This window comes from Methanococcoides vulcani, from assembly GCF_900111645.1.
Taxonomy (GTDB): Archaea; Halobacteriota; Methanosarcinia; order Methanosarcinales; family Methanosarcinaceae; genus Methanococcoides; species Methanococcoides vulcani.
Genome location: NZ_FOHQ01000003.1, coordinates 226,221 through 243,641, shown reverse-complemented (window position 1 = coordinate 243,641; position 17,421 = coordinate 226,221). Strand labels below are relative to the sequence as shown.

At 42.9% G+C, this 17,421-nt stretch carries 15 protein-coding genes; 11 read left to right on the top strand and 4 right to left on the bottom strand.

The features are described from left to right. The first annotated feature begins 118 nt into the window (after positions 1 to 118). The 5 genes from BMX02_RS06500 to BMX02_RS06480 all read left to right on the top strand — a co-directional run bounded on the left by BMX02_RS06500 (position 119) and on the right by BMX02_RS06480 (position 6,761). On the top strand, positions 119 to 988 hold the full coding sequence (locus tag BMX02_RS06500; protein ID WP_091689880.1) for a DMT family transporter: 870 nt from the start codon (positions 119 to 121) through the stop codon (positions 986 to 988). 63 nt (positions 989 to 1,051) lie between these two features. Then, positions 1,052 to 1,837, top strand: a complete 786-nt coding sequence (locus BMX02_RS06495; RefSeq protein ID WP_091689879.1) for a GNAT family N-acetyltransferase — start codon at positions 1,052 to 1,054, stop codon at positions 1,835 to 1,837. 464 nt (positions 1,838 to 2,301) lie between these two features. Next, positions 2,302 to 2,970, top strand: a complete 669-nt coding sequence (locus tag BMX02_RS06490; protein WP_091689878.1) for a RibD family protein — start codon at positions 2,302 to 2,304, stop codon at positions 2,968 to 2,970. A gap of 49 nt (positions 2,971 to 3,019) precedes the next feature. Next, positions 3,020 to 3,316, top strand: a complete 297-nt coding sequence (locus BMX02_RS06485; RefSeq protein ID WP_091689877.1) for a carboxymuconolactone decarboxylase family protein — start codon at positions 3,020 to 3,022, stop codon at positions 3,314 to 3,316. 256 nt (positions 3,317 to 3,572) lie between these two features. Further along, complete coding sequence (locus BMX02_RS06480; protein WP_091689876.1) at positions 3,573 to 6,761, top strand: tetratricopeptide repeat protein; 3,189 nt, start codon at positions 3,573 to 3,575, stop codon at positions 6,759 to 6,761. Between the two features lie 4 nt (positions 6,762 to 6,765). Here the strand turns inward: BMX02_RS06480 and BMX02_RS06475 are convergent, their stop codons facing one another. The 3 genes from BMX02_RS06475 to BMX02_RS06465 all read right to left on the bottom strand — a co-directional run bounded on the left by BMX02_RS06475 (position 6,766) and on the right by BMX02_RS06465 (position 9,993). Continuing rightward, positions 6,766 to 7,155 carry a DNA polymerase ligase N-terminal domain-containing protein gene (locus tag BMX02_RS06475; protein WP_091689875.1) on the bottom strand — a complete coding sequence of 130 codons (390 nt, stop codon included), beginning with the start codon at positions 7,153 to 7,155 and terminating at the stop codon, positions 6,766 to 6,768. A gap of 211 nt (positions 7,156 to 7,366) precedes the next feature. Further along, positions 7,367 to 8,629, bottom strand: coding sequence for a diaminopimelate decarboxylase (locus tag BMX02_RS06470; protein WP_091689874.1), 1,263 nt, complete (start codon positions 8,627 to 8,629; stop codon positions 7,367 to 7,369). Positions 8,630 to 8,850: 221 nt separating this feature from the next. Further along, positions 8,851 to 9,993 carry a PAS domain-containing sensor histidine kinase gene (locus BMX02_RS06465; protein ID WP_091689873.1) on the bottom strand — a complete coding sequence of 381 codons (1,143 nt, stop codon included), beginning with the start codon at positions 9,991 to 9,993 and terminating at the stop codon, positions 8,851 to 8,853. Between the two features lie 46 nt (positions 9,994 to 10,039). On the opposite strand from BMX02_RS06465, the gene BMX02_RS11850 reads away from it, so the two are divergent. The 6 genes from BMX02_RS11850 (at position 10,040) to BMX02_RS06435 (ending at position 17,128) form a co-directional block, all read left to right on the top strand. Then, the gene (locus BMX02_RS11850) at positions 10,040 to 10,180 is read left to right on the top strand and encodes a hypothetical protein (protein ID WP_167879307.1); all 141 of its coding nucleotides are present in this window, start codon (positions 10,040 to 10,042) and stop codon (positions 10,178 to 10,180) included. A gap of 275 nt (positions 10,181 to 10,455) precedes the next feature. Beyond that, positions 10,456 to 13,512, top strand: coding sequence for an ATP-dependent helicase (locus BMX02_RS06460; protein ID WP_091689872.1), 3,057 nt, complete (start codon positions 10,456 to 10,458; stop codon positions 13,510 to 13,512). Between the two features lie 449 nt (positions 13,513 to 13,961). Further along, complete coding sequence (locus BMX02_RS06450) at positions 13,962 to 14,147, top strand: DUF1059 domain-containing protein (RefSeq protein ID WP_091689870.1); 186 nt, start codon at positions 13,962 to 13,964, stop codon at positions 14,145 to 14,147. Positions 14,148 to 14,449: 302 nt separating this feature from the next. Continuing rightward, a complete protein-coding gene (locus BMX02_RS06445) occupies positions 14,450 to 15,199 on the top strand; it encodes an NAD-dependent protein deacylase (protein ID WP_091689869.1) in 750 nt (249 codons plus the stop codon). A 46-nt stretch (positions 15,200 to 15,245) separates the two neighbouring features. Beyond that, a complete protein-coding gene (locus BMX02_RS06440) occupies positions 15,246 to 16,664 on the top strand; it encodes a TIGR00297 family protein (protein ID WP_342707206.1) in 1,419 nt (472 codons plus the stop codon). A 68-nt stretch (positions 16,665 to 16,732) separates the two neighbouring features. Then, positions 16,733 to 17,128 (top strand): Mov34/MPN/PAD-1 family protein, encoded by a 396-nt coding sequence (locus BMX02_RS06435; protein WP_091689868.1) that lies wholly within the window; start codon positions 16,733 to 16,735, stop codon positions 17,126 to 17,128. A gap of 36 nt (positions 17,129 to 17,164) precedes the next feature. Here the strand turns inward: BMX02_RS06435 and BMX02_RS06430 are convergent, their stop codons facing one another. Next, positions 17,165 to 17,365 carry a hypothetical protein gene (locus BMX02_RS06430; protein ID WP_091689867.1) on the bottom strand — a complete coding sequence of 67 codons (201 nt, stop codon included), beginning with the start codon at positions 17,363 to 17,365 and terminating at the stop codon, positions 17,165 to 17,167. Between the last annotated feature and the right edge of the window lie 56 nt (positions 17,366 to 17,421).

The following is a 17,421-nucleotide window of genomic DNA, read 5'->3' as shown; positions in this document are numbered from 1 at the left end:
CTTTTTAGGTATTGCCTTATATCATTGCCTTATATGAATGTACATATCGAAACCAATATATAAAAACACAGGCTCACAAATGCAGTCCTGACATTGTTATTCTTAAAAGGTGGCAAAAATGGAAGATCGTACAAAAGGAATTCTCTATATGCTGATAGTTGTTGCTATCTGGGGATTTTCCTTCGTTGCCACAAAAGTGCTGCTTGACTATCTTGATCCTGCAACCATTGCGTTTACCCGCTTTTTCATAGCTACAATTCTCCTGTTTGTTATTTGCAGGAAAAAGGAGATCTACACCCGAGAAGAGATCAAATATGTTGCAATCGCCGGTTTCCTGGGGATCACCTGTTACTACATGTTCGAGAACGTGGCACTGACGTTCACAACAGCCACCAACTCATCCCTCATAAGTGCCACAGTTCCGGTATTCTTCCTGTTCACTGTCGATGCTTTCAGAAGGAAGTTCTCAAAACCAACAAAGTATCTTGGAGCCTTCATTGCCTTTGTTGGAGTTGGGTTATTGATACTGAACGGAAAGTTCAACCTTAACCTGAACCCCCTGGGAGATTTCCTGATGTTCGGATCGGTCTTTTCCTGGGTATTCTACACCCTAATTATCGATCGCATGGGTTCAAGGAACATGCTCATTGTTTCCCGGGACCTCACATTATCAGGCACGGTCTTTCTCCTGCCCTTTGCACTTTATGAAGCACAGAACCTGAGGATAGACATATTCTCACAAAATGACCTGCTGGTGGTCATAGCTGCTCTCATCTATCTGGGAGTTTTCTGCTCAGCATTTGGGTTCCTTTTCTGGAACAAAGCGATACACCTTGCAGGATCAAGCACTACCACTAACGGGATATACCTGCTCCCACTTGTGACAATTTTAGGGGATAGCATAATAATCGGAAACGTACCGAATATCTATGTGGTGATCGGTGCAGTGCTTGTTCTTGCAGGTGTCTATCTTTCTGAGCGGAACTAACCTCCTTCGCTAAAATATTTCAGCTATTATGACAAATATAAACTTAATAGCGGGGGAATTTCGATGCCAGAACCAGATTTCATGATAGTTGACATTAACGAGAGCAATCTTAATGAATATGACCTGTTCTGTAAAAAGTCCAAAAAGAAGGAAGAAGGTTACCAGAAAAAGGAAAAATGGTTCAGGGAACGCCTCAACGAAGGAATGCATATCAAATTGCTTCTGGTCAACGAAGGAAAAGCAGGATACCGGTCCAGGGGGTTCATCGAGTACATACCCGGCGAATATGCATGGAGAGGTATCGATGCAAAAGGATACATGGTCATCCACTGCATTTGGGTCGTTGGCAAGAACAAGAATAAAGGCTATGGATCGAAATTACTTGAAGAATGCATAAAAGATTCAACGGGTATGAAAGGGGTTGCTGTTCTTACTTCTAAAGGCAATTGGTTACCCGCCAGCAAGCTGTTCACCAAACACGGATTTGAAAAAGCAGATGAACTACCACCGGTTATCGAACTTTATGCAAAGCGGTTCTCTGACAATGTGGAACTTCCAAAGATAAATCCGGTTGGGAAAACAACAGGAGAAAAAGGAATAACCATACTGAGATCGGACCAATGCCCCTATGTTCCGGATGCAGTCAGAATTGTTGAGAATGTCGCTAAAAAAGCAGGAATCCCGGTAACTATCAAGCAACTGGATACCTGTGATGAAGTACAGAACAATGGGATCCACCCTTTTGGAACCTATTGCGTGCTGCTTGACGGCGAGTTCCTTACCTACAATTGCGGTGTAGAAAAGGATATTGTCAAACTTCTCAAAGGGAAAGGCATTGACATCTCATGATAAATCGCATCTGATGGCCTCTTTGCCGGTTTCAGCATCACGATATGTCTTTCGTCGCTTGGTGTACCTGTTTCGGTATCCACAGACAATGAAGATACAATCTAGCTTTGTGAAGTGCTCACATTTCATGCATTCAAGAAATTCGATATCCCTGTTAAGCTAGGGGCAGTTTTCGATCCATCCTTCGGGCATTTCTAACCCACCATTGTTTGTTGTGTCTTAATTAATGCAATTTCTATAGTAAAAATAGAGTATACAGAAATAAAAAGGAAACGAGGACCAAACCAGTGTTCTCAATATTCCAGTCAAACCATACAAGGAAAAACGCAAGATATATTCATTGACCAATAAGGGAAGAAATTTTCTGGATAAATATGAAGATTTCGTAGCATTCCTTGCAGACTTTGGCCTGTAAACAACAGTAGCTTTTTTCTTTGAAGACAACATTGTAACTCTGGGGTTATATGGCAGGTCCAAAGATAATAATGCACAATTCCATTAGCTTGGATGGTTCATTCAAGGACATCGAGGTCGATATGGGCATCCATTATGGAACGTCTGCGAGCTTTGGAGAAGATGTTCATCTGGTAGGAGCGAACACTGCAAAGACCGGAATCGAAATGTTTGGCGGAGTTCCACCGGAAGAGGATACAGATTTCAGGAAACCTGAACGAGAAAGCACGGTCCCATTATGGGCTTTAGTTGACTCAAAAGGCATTCTCAAAGGTTCGCTTCATGTATTTCGAAGGTTCGAGCTGTGTCGTGATGTTGTCATGCTTGTATCAGGATCAACGCCAGAGGATTATCTGGAATACCTTAAAGAAAGGGATTACGACTTCATTGTAGCAGGTGAAGAACACGTTGACCTTAAAGAAGCACTTGAAGTACTTAACAAAAAGTACAAAGCCGGAACAGTTCTGGTCGATAGTGGAAGCAGTCTTAACGGAGCATTGCTCGAAGAGGATCTTGTGGACGAGATCAGCCTGATCATGATGCCCCTTTTGACAGGGAAAGGAACCGATACCTTGTTTGCAAATATCGGGAAGAACGAACCTATCGAACTTGAACTGTTAAAATGCGAGAAACTGGAGAGGGATCACGTATGGCTTGTCTATAAAGTTAAGCGTTCTTAATAAGTGATAGTGCAATTGTATTCGATAAAATAGACTAGGGAGATATACAATGACATTTTTAGATGAAAAATTACCAGAAGCTTCTAAGGCTTTTGGAGACATGCGTTCAGCAATATTCAGGAAAAATTCACTTGACTTGAAAGTCAAGGAACTTATAGCAGTTGCATCTTCAGTTCTCATGAGATGTGAGAAATGTGTAAAGATACATTCTGAAAGAGCAAAGGAAAACGGTGCAACAGAGGAAGAGATCGCTGAAGCTATAGCAGTAGCAATGTTCATTGCAGGTGGATCACAGTTGCACTGGACAGATGCTTATGATGATGTCTTTGACGGCTCAGATGAGTAAATGAATATATAATCGAAGTCAAGAAAATCGATTAATGGAAAAGTTTATTTGTATTGGAGCTATTCCCTATGTTACCATAAAAGTTAGTGAATAGCTTCAATATAAGTAAAATCTCTGAATAAAAAAAGACTAAAATATAGAGGGATTAAACTTACTGATAAAACAAAAATTCATGCTATAAAAAAATGCTATTATAATTTCCGGATGCCGGAATTTGACTTATTTTTGAATTAAAAATATTTTGATGGGTTAAAATATGGTGGTAAAAAGATCCATTCTAGGCTTATTAATTATTATCGTCCTGATCTCAGGATTTAGCCTTCAGGCCCAAAGTCTGAACTTTGAGGCCAGAGAACTCAATGAAGAAGGAATTGTATTCACAGTGAACAGTAGCTATGAAGAGGCATTGACAAAATACGATATGGCCCTTGATATAGATCCTGATTACGTTGAAGCTCTTGACAATAAAGCATCAACATATTACCTGCTTGGTGAGTACGATAAAGCGATAGCACAGTATGATATGATACTGGAAATTCAGCCCGGGCATGTACTAACACTTACTAAAAAAGGGATGGCATTCTCGAAAAAAGGTGACTACGAATCTGCTATTTCGATGTATGACCAGGCACTTGTGTCCATTGAAAAATACCTTACCAAAGCCAGTGGATCAAATAATTCCAGCAATACCGATACGGACATGTCAGCATCTGAGATAACAGAAGATATAAGTGAAGAAGAAACGATCGTACTTTATCACAAGGCACAGGCATTGGACAGCATTGGTAAACATGATGAAGCAATGAAGATCTATGGAAGTTTTCTTGAACTACAACTGGAACGTTCATCCTACTTTTATAAAGAAGCCATAACTTCTATAGAAAAAGGCAAAGCTTCCAAAGCTGTCAAACTTTATGGTGAAGCACTAAAGATCGACCCGGACAACACGACCATATGGTACCACAAAGGGCAGGCTTACGACAGCCTTGGAGAATATGAAAAGGCGATTGAAGCATATGATATGGTGATCGAATTCGATCCGGAGAACATCGATGCATGGTGGAGCAAGGCACAGACACATGCGATCCTGGGTGAAAACGAAGCATCGATAGAAGCTTATAAAAAAGTTACTGAACTTGACCCTTACAATATCGATGCATGGTTCAGACTTGGTGAAGCATTCAGATCGACCGGAAAATATCAGGAAGCTTTGACAAGTTATGGACAGGTGATCAAGCTTGACCCGGACAATACAAGCGCCTGGCAAAAGAAAGGAATGGTACTTGATCTTATTGGTAGATATGATGAAGCCCTTGTTAGCTATGATAAAGCCTTAGGTATCGATCCCGACACCATTGCAAAGATCTATTTGCAGAACCCCGCTATCTCGCGATTGAATACAAGCAGGGAGGAATACTGCTATGACCAGACACCCGATTTTATCATGGAATCCACTAAAATATGGTTCGATAAAGGTTCGATCTACCTGAAGCAGGGACAATATGAAAATGCTGCAGAGAGCTTTGACAAAACACTTGAACTTGAAACAAAGCATCCCTCTGTCTGGTACAACAAAGCAGTTGCTCTTGATGAATTAGGGATGAGAAACGAAGCTGTAGAATGTTACACTGCAGCTCTGAAAAAAGACCCCTCGTGTTCACAAGCATGGTATCAGAAAGGTTTTGATCTTGATGCTCTCAGCAGGTATAACGAAGCTGTCTCTTGCTACAAAAAAGCGGTTGAGATAGAACCGGAGTTCACTCTCGCATGGTACGCTCTTGTACTTGACCTCGATCATCTCGAAGAATATGATGAAGCCATCCTCGCTTATGATATGGTCATCAAACAGAAACCCGAATTCGTTGATGCTTATTACAGGAAAGGAAGGATACTGACAAAACTTGGTCATTATCCGGAAGCTATTGATAGTTATCAAACTGCTTTGACATTTGAACCATCAAATTCAGCTGTAAACACTCAGCTGCAGGTCACAATCAGCAAAATGGAAAGGTTCAACAGTTCTTCAAGTATTCCAGTTGTTAGAAGTTCACTTGCCGGACCAAACTTACTTGACATGTTCCAGATAATAGATCTGGAAAATGGAAATGACTACTACGATCAAATTGCTGACAATGATATTTCATCTCATGATGTTGATCTGATAGGTGTTGAGCCTCATGCAGAAGATGCATGGTTCGCACAGGGAAATGCACTTCTAAATTCCGGTGAATATTCTACTGCTTTAAGCTCATACAATAAGGCCATCCTGATAGACCCTGATTTCAGCAATATGTGGGTCATGAGGGGAAGAACTTTCGATATTCTGGAAAGACAAGTTGAAGCTATTGAGAATTACAGGACAGCTGTTGAACTGGATCCTGATAATCGTGATGCATGGTTCTATCTTGCACAGGATTACAGCAACATAGGAGACCATTACCATGCAGTTGAATGCTATGACAATGTCCTAAGGATCAGCCCTGAAGACATAACATCATTGTTCATGAGAGCACTTTCATACGACAAACTTGGGCAGTACGAAAATTCACTGAGATCCTATGATCAGCTCCTTGAATTGGAGCCTGATAACCTTGAGGGTTGGTACCACCGTGGGGAAACATCCTACAGGCTCGGAAACTATGAATCTGCGATCCTGTCCTACGGAAAGGCCCTGGAAGCTGAACCGAATAATGTAGAGGTTCTGTTCGCACAGGCCCTTGCATTCGATGGGGTAAACAGGACCGAAGATGCCATCGCATCCTATGACCAGATACTTTCCACTGAGATCAAAGATCCTGCTACCTTTTACAAGCTAGGGGAAGCATATGAGAACTTTGGACTTTACGGAAAAGCCATAAATTGTTATGACGCCATACTCGCAAATGATCCGACAAACACTAAAGCACTTAACATAAAGGGATTTGCACTCTATATGAGCGGGGATTATAATGGTGCAATGTACCATTATGACAAGGTCCTTGAGATCGAACCAAATAATGCCGCTGCATGGTACAATAAGGGAACTGCTGCCTACCTGACAAGCAGTTATGTTGCATCATCAGACTTCTATGCCAGGGCACTTGAACTGCAACCCAATTCTATATCTGCATGGTACAACAGAGGTTTTATTGCTAATATCCTTGGAAATGTGGAAGAAGCAGTTGGATACTATGAAAAAGCACTGGAGATAGATCCAACGTCAACTTCTGTGCTCTACAACAAAAGATTTGCACACTACAGGATCGGAGAATCGGTATCTGCAGAAAATGAGAAGAAGAAACTGGAAGCCATTGATCCGGGATTTGTGGAAGCACTTGATGACAGGGGAACAAAGTTCTTCATGCCTCAGGAGTATGATCCAACTATTACGTACAAGCTTCCTGACAGGTGGTATGATGACACCGAGAACAACACTATAAAGACCAACCAGAATGACAGAAAGTAAAGGCTCATTCCTTTTTCTTAAAGAAAAGCCAGCTATTCTTAGCCTTCCCGAAGTTCGTCTTTACCAGGACGAACTTGCCTTTCATTTTTTCACCTGAGAGACTGAAAACGATCTCTTTTTCTTTGACGATCTCGGGTTCAAAGATCCCATGGTCCCATATCTCGACCTTTCCAGCGCCATAGTTGCCTTCAGGTATCGTGCCTTCAAAATCAGCATATTCAATTGCATGATCATCGGTCTGTATTGCAAGTCGTTTGACCCCTTCTACAGTTGGTGGTTCCTTGGGTATCGCCCAGCTTTTGAGTACCCCTTGCATCTCAAGACGCAGGTCGTAGTGAAGATTACGTGCATGGTGCTTCTGTATCACAAATATAAGACCGTCCTTATCAGTCATCAATAATGAAAAGAGACCTGGGACTTAATAAGCGTTTACTTCAAAGTATAGCATAAGCAGCATAATTGGGATAAATCGAATTAAGAAAATCGTAATAATAAAAGTAAGTAAATTGCAAGAAAAGGAAAGAAAGAAAGAAAGAAAGAAAGAAAATATTTTGAAAGGATAGTTCCGTTCCAAAATATGTCCGGTCAGAACTAAATTCCTTTGCTTAACTGAAATCTCCGAGACCTTCGAGGTCAAGGGTTGCAAAGTGATCTTTAATTGTTTCTGCCCTTCTTATCTGGACAAAACTACTATTTTCCCTTAACAGAAGTTCAGCAGAGCGGAGCTTTCCGTTATAATTGAATCCCATTGCATGACCGTGGGCACCGGTGTCGTGAATTGCAAGCAGGTCACCACGTGTGATCTCAGGGAGCATCCTGTCGATGGCAAACTTATCATTGTTCTCGCAAAGGGAACCTGTGACATCATACTTGTGTGTTTCAGGCTGATCTTCCTTTCCAAGAACGGTTATGTGGTGATATGCACCATAGAGACCGGGCCTCATGAGGTTTGCCATACAGGCATCTGTTCCGACATAATCCTTGTAGATGTTCTTGAGATGTCTTACTTCGGTCACAAGATAACCGTACGGACCTGTGATGGTTCGACCACACTCAAGGTAGATCTTCAGCGGGTCAAGTCCGTTAGCCTTGATCTTTGCATCATATTCCTCTTTGACACCCTTTGCAATGACATCGTATGGAACAGCTTCCTGGTCCGGCATGTAAGGGATACCAATACCGCCACCAAGGTTCACGAAATCGAAGCGGATGTCAAGCTCATTTGATATCTCAACAATTGTCTCGAAAAGCAACCTTGCAGTCTCTACGAAGTAAGATGGGTCAAGTTCATTGGATGCTACCATTGTGTGCAGTCCAAAGCGTTTTACACCTTTCTCTTTGAGCATCCTGTAGCCTTCAAAGAGCTGTTCCTTTGTAAAACCGTATTTTGCCTCTTCCGGATTTCCAATGATAGCATTGCCTTTCTTTAGGGTGCCGGGGTTGAACCTGAAACATACAAGTTCGGGAAGTCCAGCCGTCTCTTCAAGGAACTCGATATGACTGATGTCATCGAGATTGATGATAGCACCTAGTTCTTTTGCTTTGACGAACTCTTCCGCAGGAGTGTCATTTGAGCTGAACATTATGTCCTCACCAACGATACCTGACATCTCAGAAAGAAGTAATTCAGGTAATGAACTGCAATCTGCACCAAAGCCTTCGCTCTCCAGTACCTTTAGAATGTACGGATTTGGTAGTGCTTTGACAGCAAAGAATTCCTTGAATCCCTCAAGAATGCTGAAAGCATCCTTTAGTTTTCTTGCATTCTCCCTTATGGCCTTCTCATCATAGACATGAAAAGGAGTCGGGTACTGCTCTTTTATTTCCAGGATCTGTTCCTTTGTAAATGGAAGTGTCTTTGAGACCATTTTTTTAATTCTCCTGATAGGGTTCTGCTGTACCCTAGTAACTTCAAAGTTAATACTATTTGCGACGTTTAAACGTATTGGTTAATACATCCCCATATTTCATGGTTGAATTTAGTAACGGTAGGAATGGAATCATACACAAGAAAAGAATTATAGAACCATTGCTACTGGCTTCGTGCAAATCCATCGGCATATTGGCAGGTTGCCCGTCTCACATGTCTTCACTTCGGCAGATTCACATGAACCGTTGTCCCGCCACCTTCCTCACTCTCCACCCAGATCTTCCCATTATGTGCTTCTACAATGTTCTTGCTGATGTACAGCCCCACTCCTGTGCCTCCATACCTGCGCCTGATCGAGGCGTCGATCTGGTAGAACCTTTGAAACAGGTTCGATATCAATTCTTTTGGGATACCGATTCCGGTATCTTCAACACTTATGTGCAGATTGTCCTCTTCCTCTTGTGCAGTCACAGTTATCCTGCCTCCTGATGGTGTGAATTTGATCGAATTGTCAACAAGGTTGACCAATAGATCGGTCAATTTATCCTTATCCCCATTTATTGAAGGTAAACTGTCAGGTACATACTTTTCAATGGTCAGATCCTTCTCCTTGACCTGCGGAAGCATATCAGCAACCACGTAGTCTGTGATTTCTGCGATCTGGACCGGCTCAAATACGTATTCAATGGTACCGGCTTGCACCTTACTGATGTACAGGAGAGAGTCAACAAGACGCCTGAGCCGCTCTGAGTTGCGCATGATCGTATCGACTGTTTTTTTCTGCTGATCATTAACTGAACCTAACGTTTCATCAGATAAGATCTGACCGTAGCCTTTGATGCAGGTAAGAGGCGTTTTGAGTTCATGGCTTACGTTCGATAGGAACTCGTCCTTCATCCTGTCAAGGGATTTCAGTTCCTCGTTAGCGTTTGCAAGTTCCTCTGCGTATCGTTGAAGTGCATCCTCTGCCCGCTTGCGCTTAGTGATGTCTTCAATAATACAGATGCCACCCTGCAGGGAACCATCTTCAGATATGTTCGGGCTGAAATCGGCTTTGATGGGTGTAATCTTGGTGCTGGTGGTGGGACTATACTCTCCCTCGTACTGTCCCGACTTCCTTGCTAGGACTGCCTCAAGAGCAAGCCGCATATTTTCATCCCTTAAGGATATCTCCATGTTAAAGCCGATGACCTCTTCTTTCGGCAGACCAAGGATCTTAAGAAGGCTTTCATTGCATTCAGTAACAATACCATTTTTATCAAAGTGGAAGATCCCCAGCGGTGAATTTTCAAAGATCAGCCTATACTTCGTCTCAGACTCCCGTAACGCCTTATCTGCTTGTTTATTATTGGTAGTTCGAATAAACTATCCCCTCCCATCAATATGCAAGAGTTATTTTGTGTTGTTTATGGACATAAATGTTATTCCTGCATCATGCAATCTACACAATATTGTTATGTACCATACGAACAAACACGGTATGCTAAATGCTGTTAAAGGTGGAAACATTGGAGCTGCACTCATTGTGGGTCGCAGAAGAAATGATTAATATCAAGGCATCCTTTTTCTTTTTTAATCAAAGCCAGCTATTTTTTCTACTCCTTTCTATCGTTCATGACTGTTGAACAGCGTTCAACTGGACGGGACGGAAAGGAACAGGCAAGGGGCGAGAAAGGGGAGCTTCCTTACCAGAGTCCAATGCTTTTCCCCGACCACATTCCTCCGCTGATCCACCAAAATCAAATAACAAAGTATAACATCAATCAAATCTTTAGTCCTTAACATAACATTTGTCAAACAAACAAGATACAGGGGTACTCGAAATTGGCATCCACCAAACTTAATGAAAATCAGCTGAAGGCAGTCACCTACACCGATGGACCACTACTCATCCTCGCAGGTCCCGGCTCAGGAAAGACATTCACCATCACAGAAAAAGTGGTCGATCTTACTGAAAAAGGTCTGTCCCCTGAAAAAATACTGGCACTAACCTTCTCAGAAAAAGCAGCCGGAGAGATGCAGGAAAGGATGGAGAAGAAAATAGGTGTTGGAAGCGGTATCACAGTTTCCACGTTCCACTCATTCTGTAATGACCTGATACGTGAGTTCTCCCTCTACCTTGGCATAAACCAGAATGCAAAGCTGATCTCAAAAGAACATTCGCACGTTTGGGGCATCAAGAACATCGATTCGTTCGGTTTCCAGAACCTTGCAATCCCGACACAGCCATACGACCTCATTACCAGCTTGCTGGAAGGTGTATCCCAGTTGAAGGACCATCTGATCTCACCAAACGAACTGGCTGAATATGCAAGCAGCAATCTGGAAGATGAGAGCATCGATGAAGGAGAAAAAGATGTACTGTTAAAGCTGAGCGACCTTGCAAGGTTCTATGAACATTACCAGCAGTACAAAAGTGATAATGGATTCCTTGACTATGATGACATGATCTCCATGGCCTGTAACCTCCTTGAGACAAATGATGTTGTCAAAAACATGGTGAGATCCAGGTATGAATATATTCTCGTGGATGAGTTCCAGGACACGAATTTTGCACAGCTGTTTCTCGTGCACCAGATAGCTGATGGAAATAACCTGACCTGTGTCGCTGACGATGACCAGTGCATCTACCGTTTCAGAGGAGCATATCTTGCCAACATAGAGCAATTGCAGGAATACTACCACTCCCTTGAGAAGATTCCGCTTGAAAAGAACTACAGGTCAAGTTCACAGATCGTGCAGCTTTCCCAGCAGCTTATCGCCAACAATCCGCAGAGGCAGGAGAAAAATCTCACAGCCCACAATGGAGAGAAGAGCGAGGTAAAAGTGGTCAAAGCGCCTGATGATGTGAGTGAAGCAGAATGGGTTGCTGAAGAGATCACGGGCATGATCAATGATGGTGTCCGACCGGGTGAGATCTTCATACTTACCCGAAAAAGGGCTGACGGCAAGAAGTTCAGTGAATCATTGAAGCAAAGGATGGTCCCTGTGGAATTTGTGGGTAGCCTCCAGCTGAACCGTTTCCCGGTTGTCAGGGAAGCAATGGCATACCTCCATGTGGTGGCTGATCCTTTCAACAACGGGATCGGGTTTGCAAAGATACTGTCAAGGGAAGGAGTGAGCGAACACAACCTGCAGAAGATCAATCTTCAGGCATTGAAGATCAGCAGGGATGACAGCACTTCAGGGGACGGGATATATTCCGTGTTGCTTTACCAGCTTGATGAACTTGATATCAGCCAGAAGGACCTGATCCGATCGATAGTATCCCGGCTCAATGAGCTGATAGAATACAAAAAGAGCCACCTGCCATCTGATACTGTGAAACATCTGCTGTCCGAGAAGACCGACTTCTACAGGACACAGCTGCAGGAAGATACGCAGGCATCCAGAAGGAACATTTCCATTCTGAACTCGCTTGTCACCACTGTGGAAGACCTTGAACTTGTTGATGGTGGCAGTGAGCTGGAGACTGTGGTGGAGGATCTTGAACTCGTGTTCGGGCTTGACCTGGGTGAGGGTGTGTCCAGTGATGAGGATACTGTTAAGGTGATGACGATCCACCAGTCCAAGGGTAAGGAAGCGAAGGTCGTGTTCGTCTGCGACATGGCTACCAGGCATCTTCCTTTGAATTATAGGAGAAAGGCCTTCACTGTGCCAAAAGCGCTCTCTAAGAGCCGGCAAAGGGATGTGGACGAAAAGGTGCTGCATCTTGAGGAGGAAAGAAGGCTGGCTTATGTTGCCATGACAAGGGCAAAGGAACAACTGTACCTTATGTTCCCTGAAAAATATGAAGGCAACAAAAGGAAAGTTGCTCCAAGTGAGTTCCTTGCACAGCTTGAATACACGTCAAATCCCCTAATAGAATATATCGAAGCAGATAAATTTGAAAGGAAGAGCGAGGCTGAGGAGGTTTCACCTCTGATGAAGAAAAAGGATGAATATCTCCAGATGCTCAATATGTATTCAAAGCAGGGTCAGTTAAAGCAGGCTTTGGAATCCCTTTTGGTCCTTGCCCAGTTGAGGGATATCGAGGATGAAGGCAATCTGGCTGCTTTTGATGCAAAGGATTTCCTGCAGGTCACCCCGAAAGGTCCGAAGGAACTGGAGGACCTGATCGATGACAACATCCCGCCACTTGTGGATCCGAACATGAGGTTCTCGGCTTCCAAGATCAAGACATACCAGGACTGCCCGCTGAAGTTCAAGTACGGGACAGTCCTCAACATACCCACACCGCAGAAGGCCTATTTCCAGGTCGGTACAGATGTGCACTCCGTCTACGAACAACTGTCCCGTATGGACATGAAGGGAGATACTATTGACATCACCACAGCCAACAAGCTGCTGGATGACATCTGGGACCCTGCAGCATACCCTTCCAGGACCCAGGAACAGCAGGAACACGGCAAGATGAAGAAGATGCTGGACTTCTGGTTCCGCTTTGAAGAAGATGATCCCAACGAGACCGTTGCAGTGGAAGAATGGTTCGATCTTGAACTAAGCGGTGCCCATTTTGCAGGATTGATCGACAGGATAGACCGGACACCTGATGGTGAATACATTGTTATCGACTACAAGACTGGAAAGACCACACTTTCAAAGAACAAGCTGAAGGATGATGTTCAGATTGCTTTGTATTGTCTGGCTGTGAAGGAGATGTATGGGAAGCTACCGATAAAGGCAGGACACCTTTATGTCAATCCCGAGGTCCAGGAGCTTAGGATGATCGATGTGGATGGGGAGAGGATCGGTGCTGTGGTGGAGGGTATCAATTCTGTGGTCGAGAGGGCAATGAGGGATGATTTTGAGGTTGATGCTGATCCGAATTGTTATTATTGTGACTACAAGGGGCTTTGTGAGTGGTATAATGGGGAGTGAATTTTAATTATCTCAACCGGAAGGATGTTCGTGTTTCGAGATTTAGTGCTGGGTTTGGGGTTAGTGGTGGGTTGAGAGTATAAATCGAGCAGGGGGTTGCCGTGAATTGTGAACGTTTGCTCTCAGGGTGCTAAAAGTGCCCACTTGGTGACAATGATAAAAAAAACCAATCGAGCTAATACCAATCAAACCAATTATTGTTTGTAAATAGATGCATGGGTCAAGTAGCAAATTGTCTGTGAACTTATAGCTCACAAGAGCTTTCAATAGCCTGTTGATGCCAATACTATGTTTTTTGTGTTTGCTGAAAATACTAGAAAAATTCAGGACATCGATATGGGATGCTTTACGAACGGAAATGTTTAATTTTTTTATTATATAACATCCATTATATTACAAAGTCCTTAAATAGAAAGGACAATATATTGTAAGCAGGGAGGTCATAAATTATGACATATAAATTAGCTTGTGAAGATTTGGGGGTTACTTGTCCCTTTGTTGCTCAAGGAAAAACCATGGATGAAATGATGGAAGTTGCTGTAAAGCACGCCAAAGAAATGCATGGTTATACTGATGAACAATTAAATGATCCCGAAACGCAAAAAGAGATTAAAGCAGCAATCAAGGAAGAATAACATCAAATGTCGTAAAACTGGATGACTTGCTCATAACAGGGAAGTCACGTCCGAATACAACTATTTTTTTAATTTTTCATTGTGGAGACCTAGCCTTAATTCAACATCGATTGATGCCGGTTCCTTCAATTTATAATTTTAAATTCAACTTTCTTTTTTATACTTCACATTAGCTGCTCTGTTTATGAAACTTTTCAATCGCTTATTCTCATCCTGTTCCTCACCTATACAGTCCAAATCGAATACTGTTAACCACTTCACCCCCACCACAATATAAATACAATAAGAAAACCATTTTGAGTATGGAAGAACTCCTCGACCTCCTGCAAAACTCACAGTATTGCGTAGTCCTGACAGGTGCAGGAATATCCACCCTTTCAGGGATACCGGATTTCAGGGGAAAGGACGGACTTTACAACAAATTCGATGCAGACCTTATTTTTTCAATCGAGTACTTCAACAAGGACCCATCTTATTTCTATACCCATTCCAGAGAGCTGATATACGAACTTGATCAAAGGAAACCGAACATCATTCACAAAGCCCTTTCAGAACTTGAGAAGAGAGGGATCGTCAAAGCGGTGATCACACAGAACATCGATATGTTGCACCAGCGAGCAGGATCAAAGAACGTCATTGAGGTTCACGGTTCTCCAAGGAATCACACCTGCCTTGCATGTGGAAAGAAATATTCATATGAATACGTTGCAGATCTTGTTAAGAATGAAGAGATTCCCATGTGCAATGAGTGCGGTGGTCTCATCAAACCGGATGTGATCTTCTATGGGGAAATGCTTGAGCATGAAGTGATCCAAAAAGCCATTGACGAAAGCTCAAAGGCCGACCTGATAATCGTACTGGGATCTTCGCTGGTGGTCCAGCCGGCAGCTGCACTTCCATTCTACACTCTTGATAACGGTGGGGATCTTGTAATAGTGAATAATATGCCAACACCGCTTGATAATTATGCACGGAACAAGTATGATGATCTTGTGGAGTTTATCAATTATCTGGCTGAAAAAATGGGTCTCGATGTTTCAGAACATATATAAACAAATAAAACTTAAATGCTCGATAAATATATCGATCGCAAAAACGATGAGCATGAAAATAATACCGGAACATATAATCCAGGCTGAACCTCAAGCACATGGTCAGTTGCTACTATCCCTTGCGTTCATGTTCATGTTCCTGCTGTTCCCATTCGTCAGCTGGGAGATCCTTATCGGCCTGTTCTTCTTTTTGCTTTTAGCCATTAGATATCTTGAGGACAGACCTGGCACATTGGGAATGTTCGAACCAATGTTGAAGATAAGATCAACACAGTATCTGGTAGTTTCGATCTTTATTCTGCTTCTGGTAAGCTTTGTGCTGAACTTATTCTCTGCTACCTATCCGCTCTTTGTGATAGGACAGACGATCACCATATCGACCATGGGCCTAGGTGTTGCAACCATCGTTCGGTGCCACATGAAATCAAAGTATGCATCCCTTACAAAGAATAAATATCCTTCAAAAAAATACAAGGGTGACCCGAACAGCCTGAATCTCATACCTTCAAGCATCTCAATGCTTATCACTGGAATTATCGTTGCATCAATAGCCGGTGCATGGATAGTCTACTGGCAGGATCCGGGCATATCCTACAATCTGGTGTTCTTTGTAGCAGTAATAGGCTCAATAACAGCCGCACTTTTCGAATCCATACCTTCCAAGATAGATGAGAATATTTCCATCCCACTTGGTGCAGGAATGGCAATGTGGCTTTTCTTCTCGTTTGGGTATTCTGTTCCCCCGCAACAGATATTATTCGCTCTTCTGTTCGCATTGTTCTTAGGATACCTTGCTTATTATGCAAAGATAGCAGACATATCCGCATCCCTGAGCGCCACTCTGATCGGTGTTCTCATCATTGCATTCAGCAATATCTACTGGTTCGTATTACTGTTGACATTCTTCATACTTGGAGGCATGTTCACCAAGTACAAGTATAAATTAAAAGAATCACTTGGCATTGCCGAATCAAAGGGTGGTGTACGCACATATGAGAATGTTTTCAGCAACAGTACAGCAGCCCTTATATTAGCGATCGCATATGGCATCTACCCGCAACATGGTGAACTGATCATCTTTGCCTACCTTGGAACAGTAGCAACAGCTGCAGGAGATACTCTTGCCAGTGAGATAGGTACGACCTCGAACCAGAAACCGAGAATGATAACTACCCTGAAACCTGTCAGGACCGGTATCGATGGGGGTGTTACCCTGCTTGGAGAACTCTCCTCTATAGGCGGATCGGCTGTAATTGCTATACTGGCAGTGGCTTTCGGAATGGTTGACAATGTTACTGCAGCCCTTGTCATAACAATTGCAGGTGGATTCTTAGGCACGAATGTTGACAGTCTTCTGGGTGCTACACTCCAGAGTAGAGGATTGCTATCCAATAGCGGTGTCAATTTTGTAGCCACCTTCATAGGTGCTATTATATCTGCAGGACTCTATCTGCTGCTTTTTTGATTTGCAGATATTAATATAGAAATTAAACTTCAGCAAAACTATATTATCTTCGAAAACAATTTCCTATTATGAAAGTAAATGGTATTGCACGTGAAACGCTGGAGTTCATCCTGAGTGTCAGTAAGTCCATGGCCCCAAAAGAATTCGCCGGACTTTTACAGGTAGAGGACGGCGTGATCGCTGAGGTCCTTATACTTCCAGGTACCGAGTCCAGCGAGCAGAATGCTGTTATCAAGTTATTCATGATGCCAAACGTCTCATCCGTAGGATCGGTACATAGCCATCCCGGATCTAACATAACTCCTTCTAACGCCGACCTTCGGCTTTTTGGGAAAACAGGAAGCTATCACATCATTGTAGGTGCCCCTTATGATGAGAACAGCTGGCAATGCTATAATGGTGATGGGGAACCTATTGAACTTCCGGTACTTGATGTTGAACTTAAAGAACCGGACTTCATCTGATGCTGCAATATTACGTGATATTATTAAGGTTTGAAATTACTCATCCTGCAGCTTTTTGTGGATGAAACCACCCAGCCAGAAACCTACCATTCCAATGCTAAAGGCTATTGGTATAAGGATAAGCACCTTAAACCCAAGTGGAACCATCAATGGGAGTGCCACTGCTACGGAAGCCAGAACGAAAAAAATGTAGCCTGCATACTGTGCCTGTCTTCTGGAAATATCGCTCATTGACATAATAGTCGTCTTCTAATATACTGATAGTACTTAAATGAAACAGATACTATCGATCT

Excerpts from the sequence above, each read along its gene's own strand:
- BMX02_RS06450 (WP_091689870.1), top strand. The coding sequence starts at position 13,962 with ATGACATATAAATTAGCTTGTGAAGATTTGGGGGTTACTTGTCCCTTT.
- BMX02_RS06470 (WP_091689874.1), bottom strand. The coding sequence starts at position 8,629 with ATGGTCTCAAAGACACTTCCATTTACAAAGGAACAGATCCTGGAAATA.
- BMX02_RS06440 (WP_342707206.1), top strand. The coding sequence starts at position 15,246 with ATGAGCATGAAAATAATACCGGAACATATAATCCAGGCTGAACCTCAA.
- BMX02_RS06495 (WP_091689879.1), top strand. The coding sequence starts at position 1,052 with ATGCCAGAACCAGATTTCATGATAGTTGACATTAACGAGAGCAATCTT.
- BMX02_RS06500 (WP_091689880.1), top strand. The coding sequence starts at position 119 with ATGGAAGATCGTACAAAAGGAATTCTCTATATGCTGATAGTTGTTGCT.
- BMX02_RS06490 (WP_091689878.1), top strand. The coding sequence starts at position 2,302 with ATGGCAGGTCCAAAGATAATAATGCACAATTCCATTAGCTTGGATGGT.
- BMX02_RS06480 (WP_091689876.1), top strand. The coding sequence starts at position 3,573 with ATGGTGGTAAAAAGATCCATTCTAGGCTTATTAATTATTATCGTCCTG.
- BMX02_RS06430 (WP_091689867.1), bottom strand. The coding sequence starts at position 17,365 with ATGTCAATGAGCGATATTTCCAGAAGACAGGCACAGTATGCAGGCTAC.
- BMX02_RS06475 (WP_091689875.1), bottom strand. The coding sequence starts at position 7,155 with ATGACTGATAAGGACGGTCTTATATTTGTGATACAGAAGCACCATGCA.
- BMX02_RS06435 (WP_091689868.1), top strand. The coding sequence starts at position 16,733 with ATGAAAGTAAATGGTATTGCACGTGAAACGCTGGAGTTCATCCTGAGT.
- BMX02_RS06485 (WP_091689877.1), top strand. The coding sequence starts at position 3,020 with ATGACATTTTTAGATGAAAAATTACCAGAAGCTTCTAAGGCTTTTGGA.
- BMX02_RS06445 (WP_091689869.1), top strand. The coding sequence starts at position 14,450 with ATGGAAGAACTCCTCGACCTCCTGCAAAACTCACAGTATTGCGTAGTC.
- BMX02_RS11850 (WP_167879307.1), top strand. The coding sequence starts at position 10,040 with ATGGACATAAATGTTATTCCTGCATCATGCAATCTACACAATATTGTT.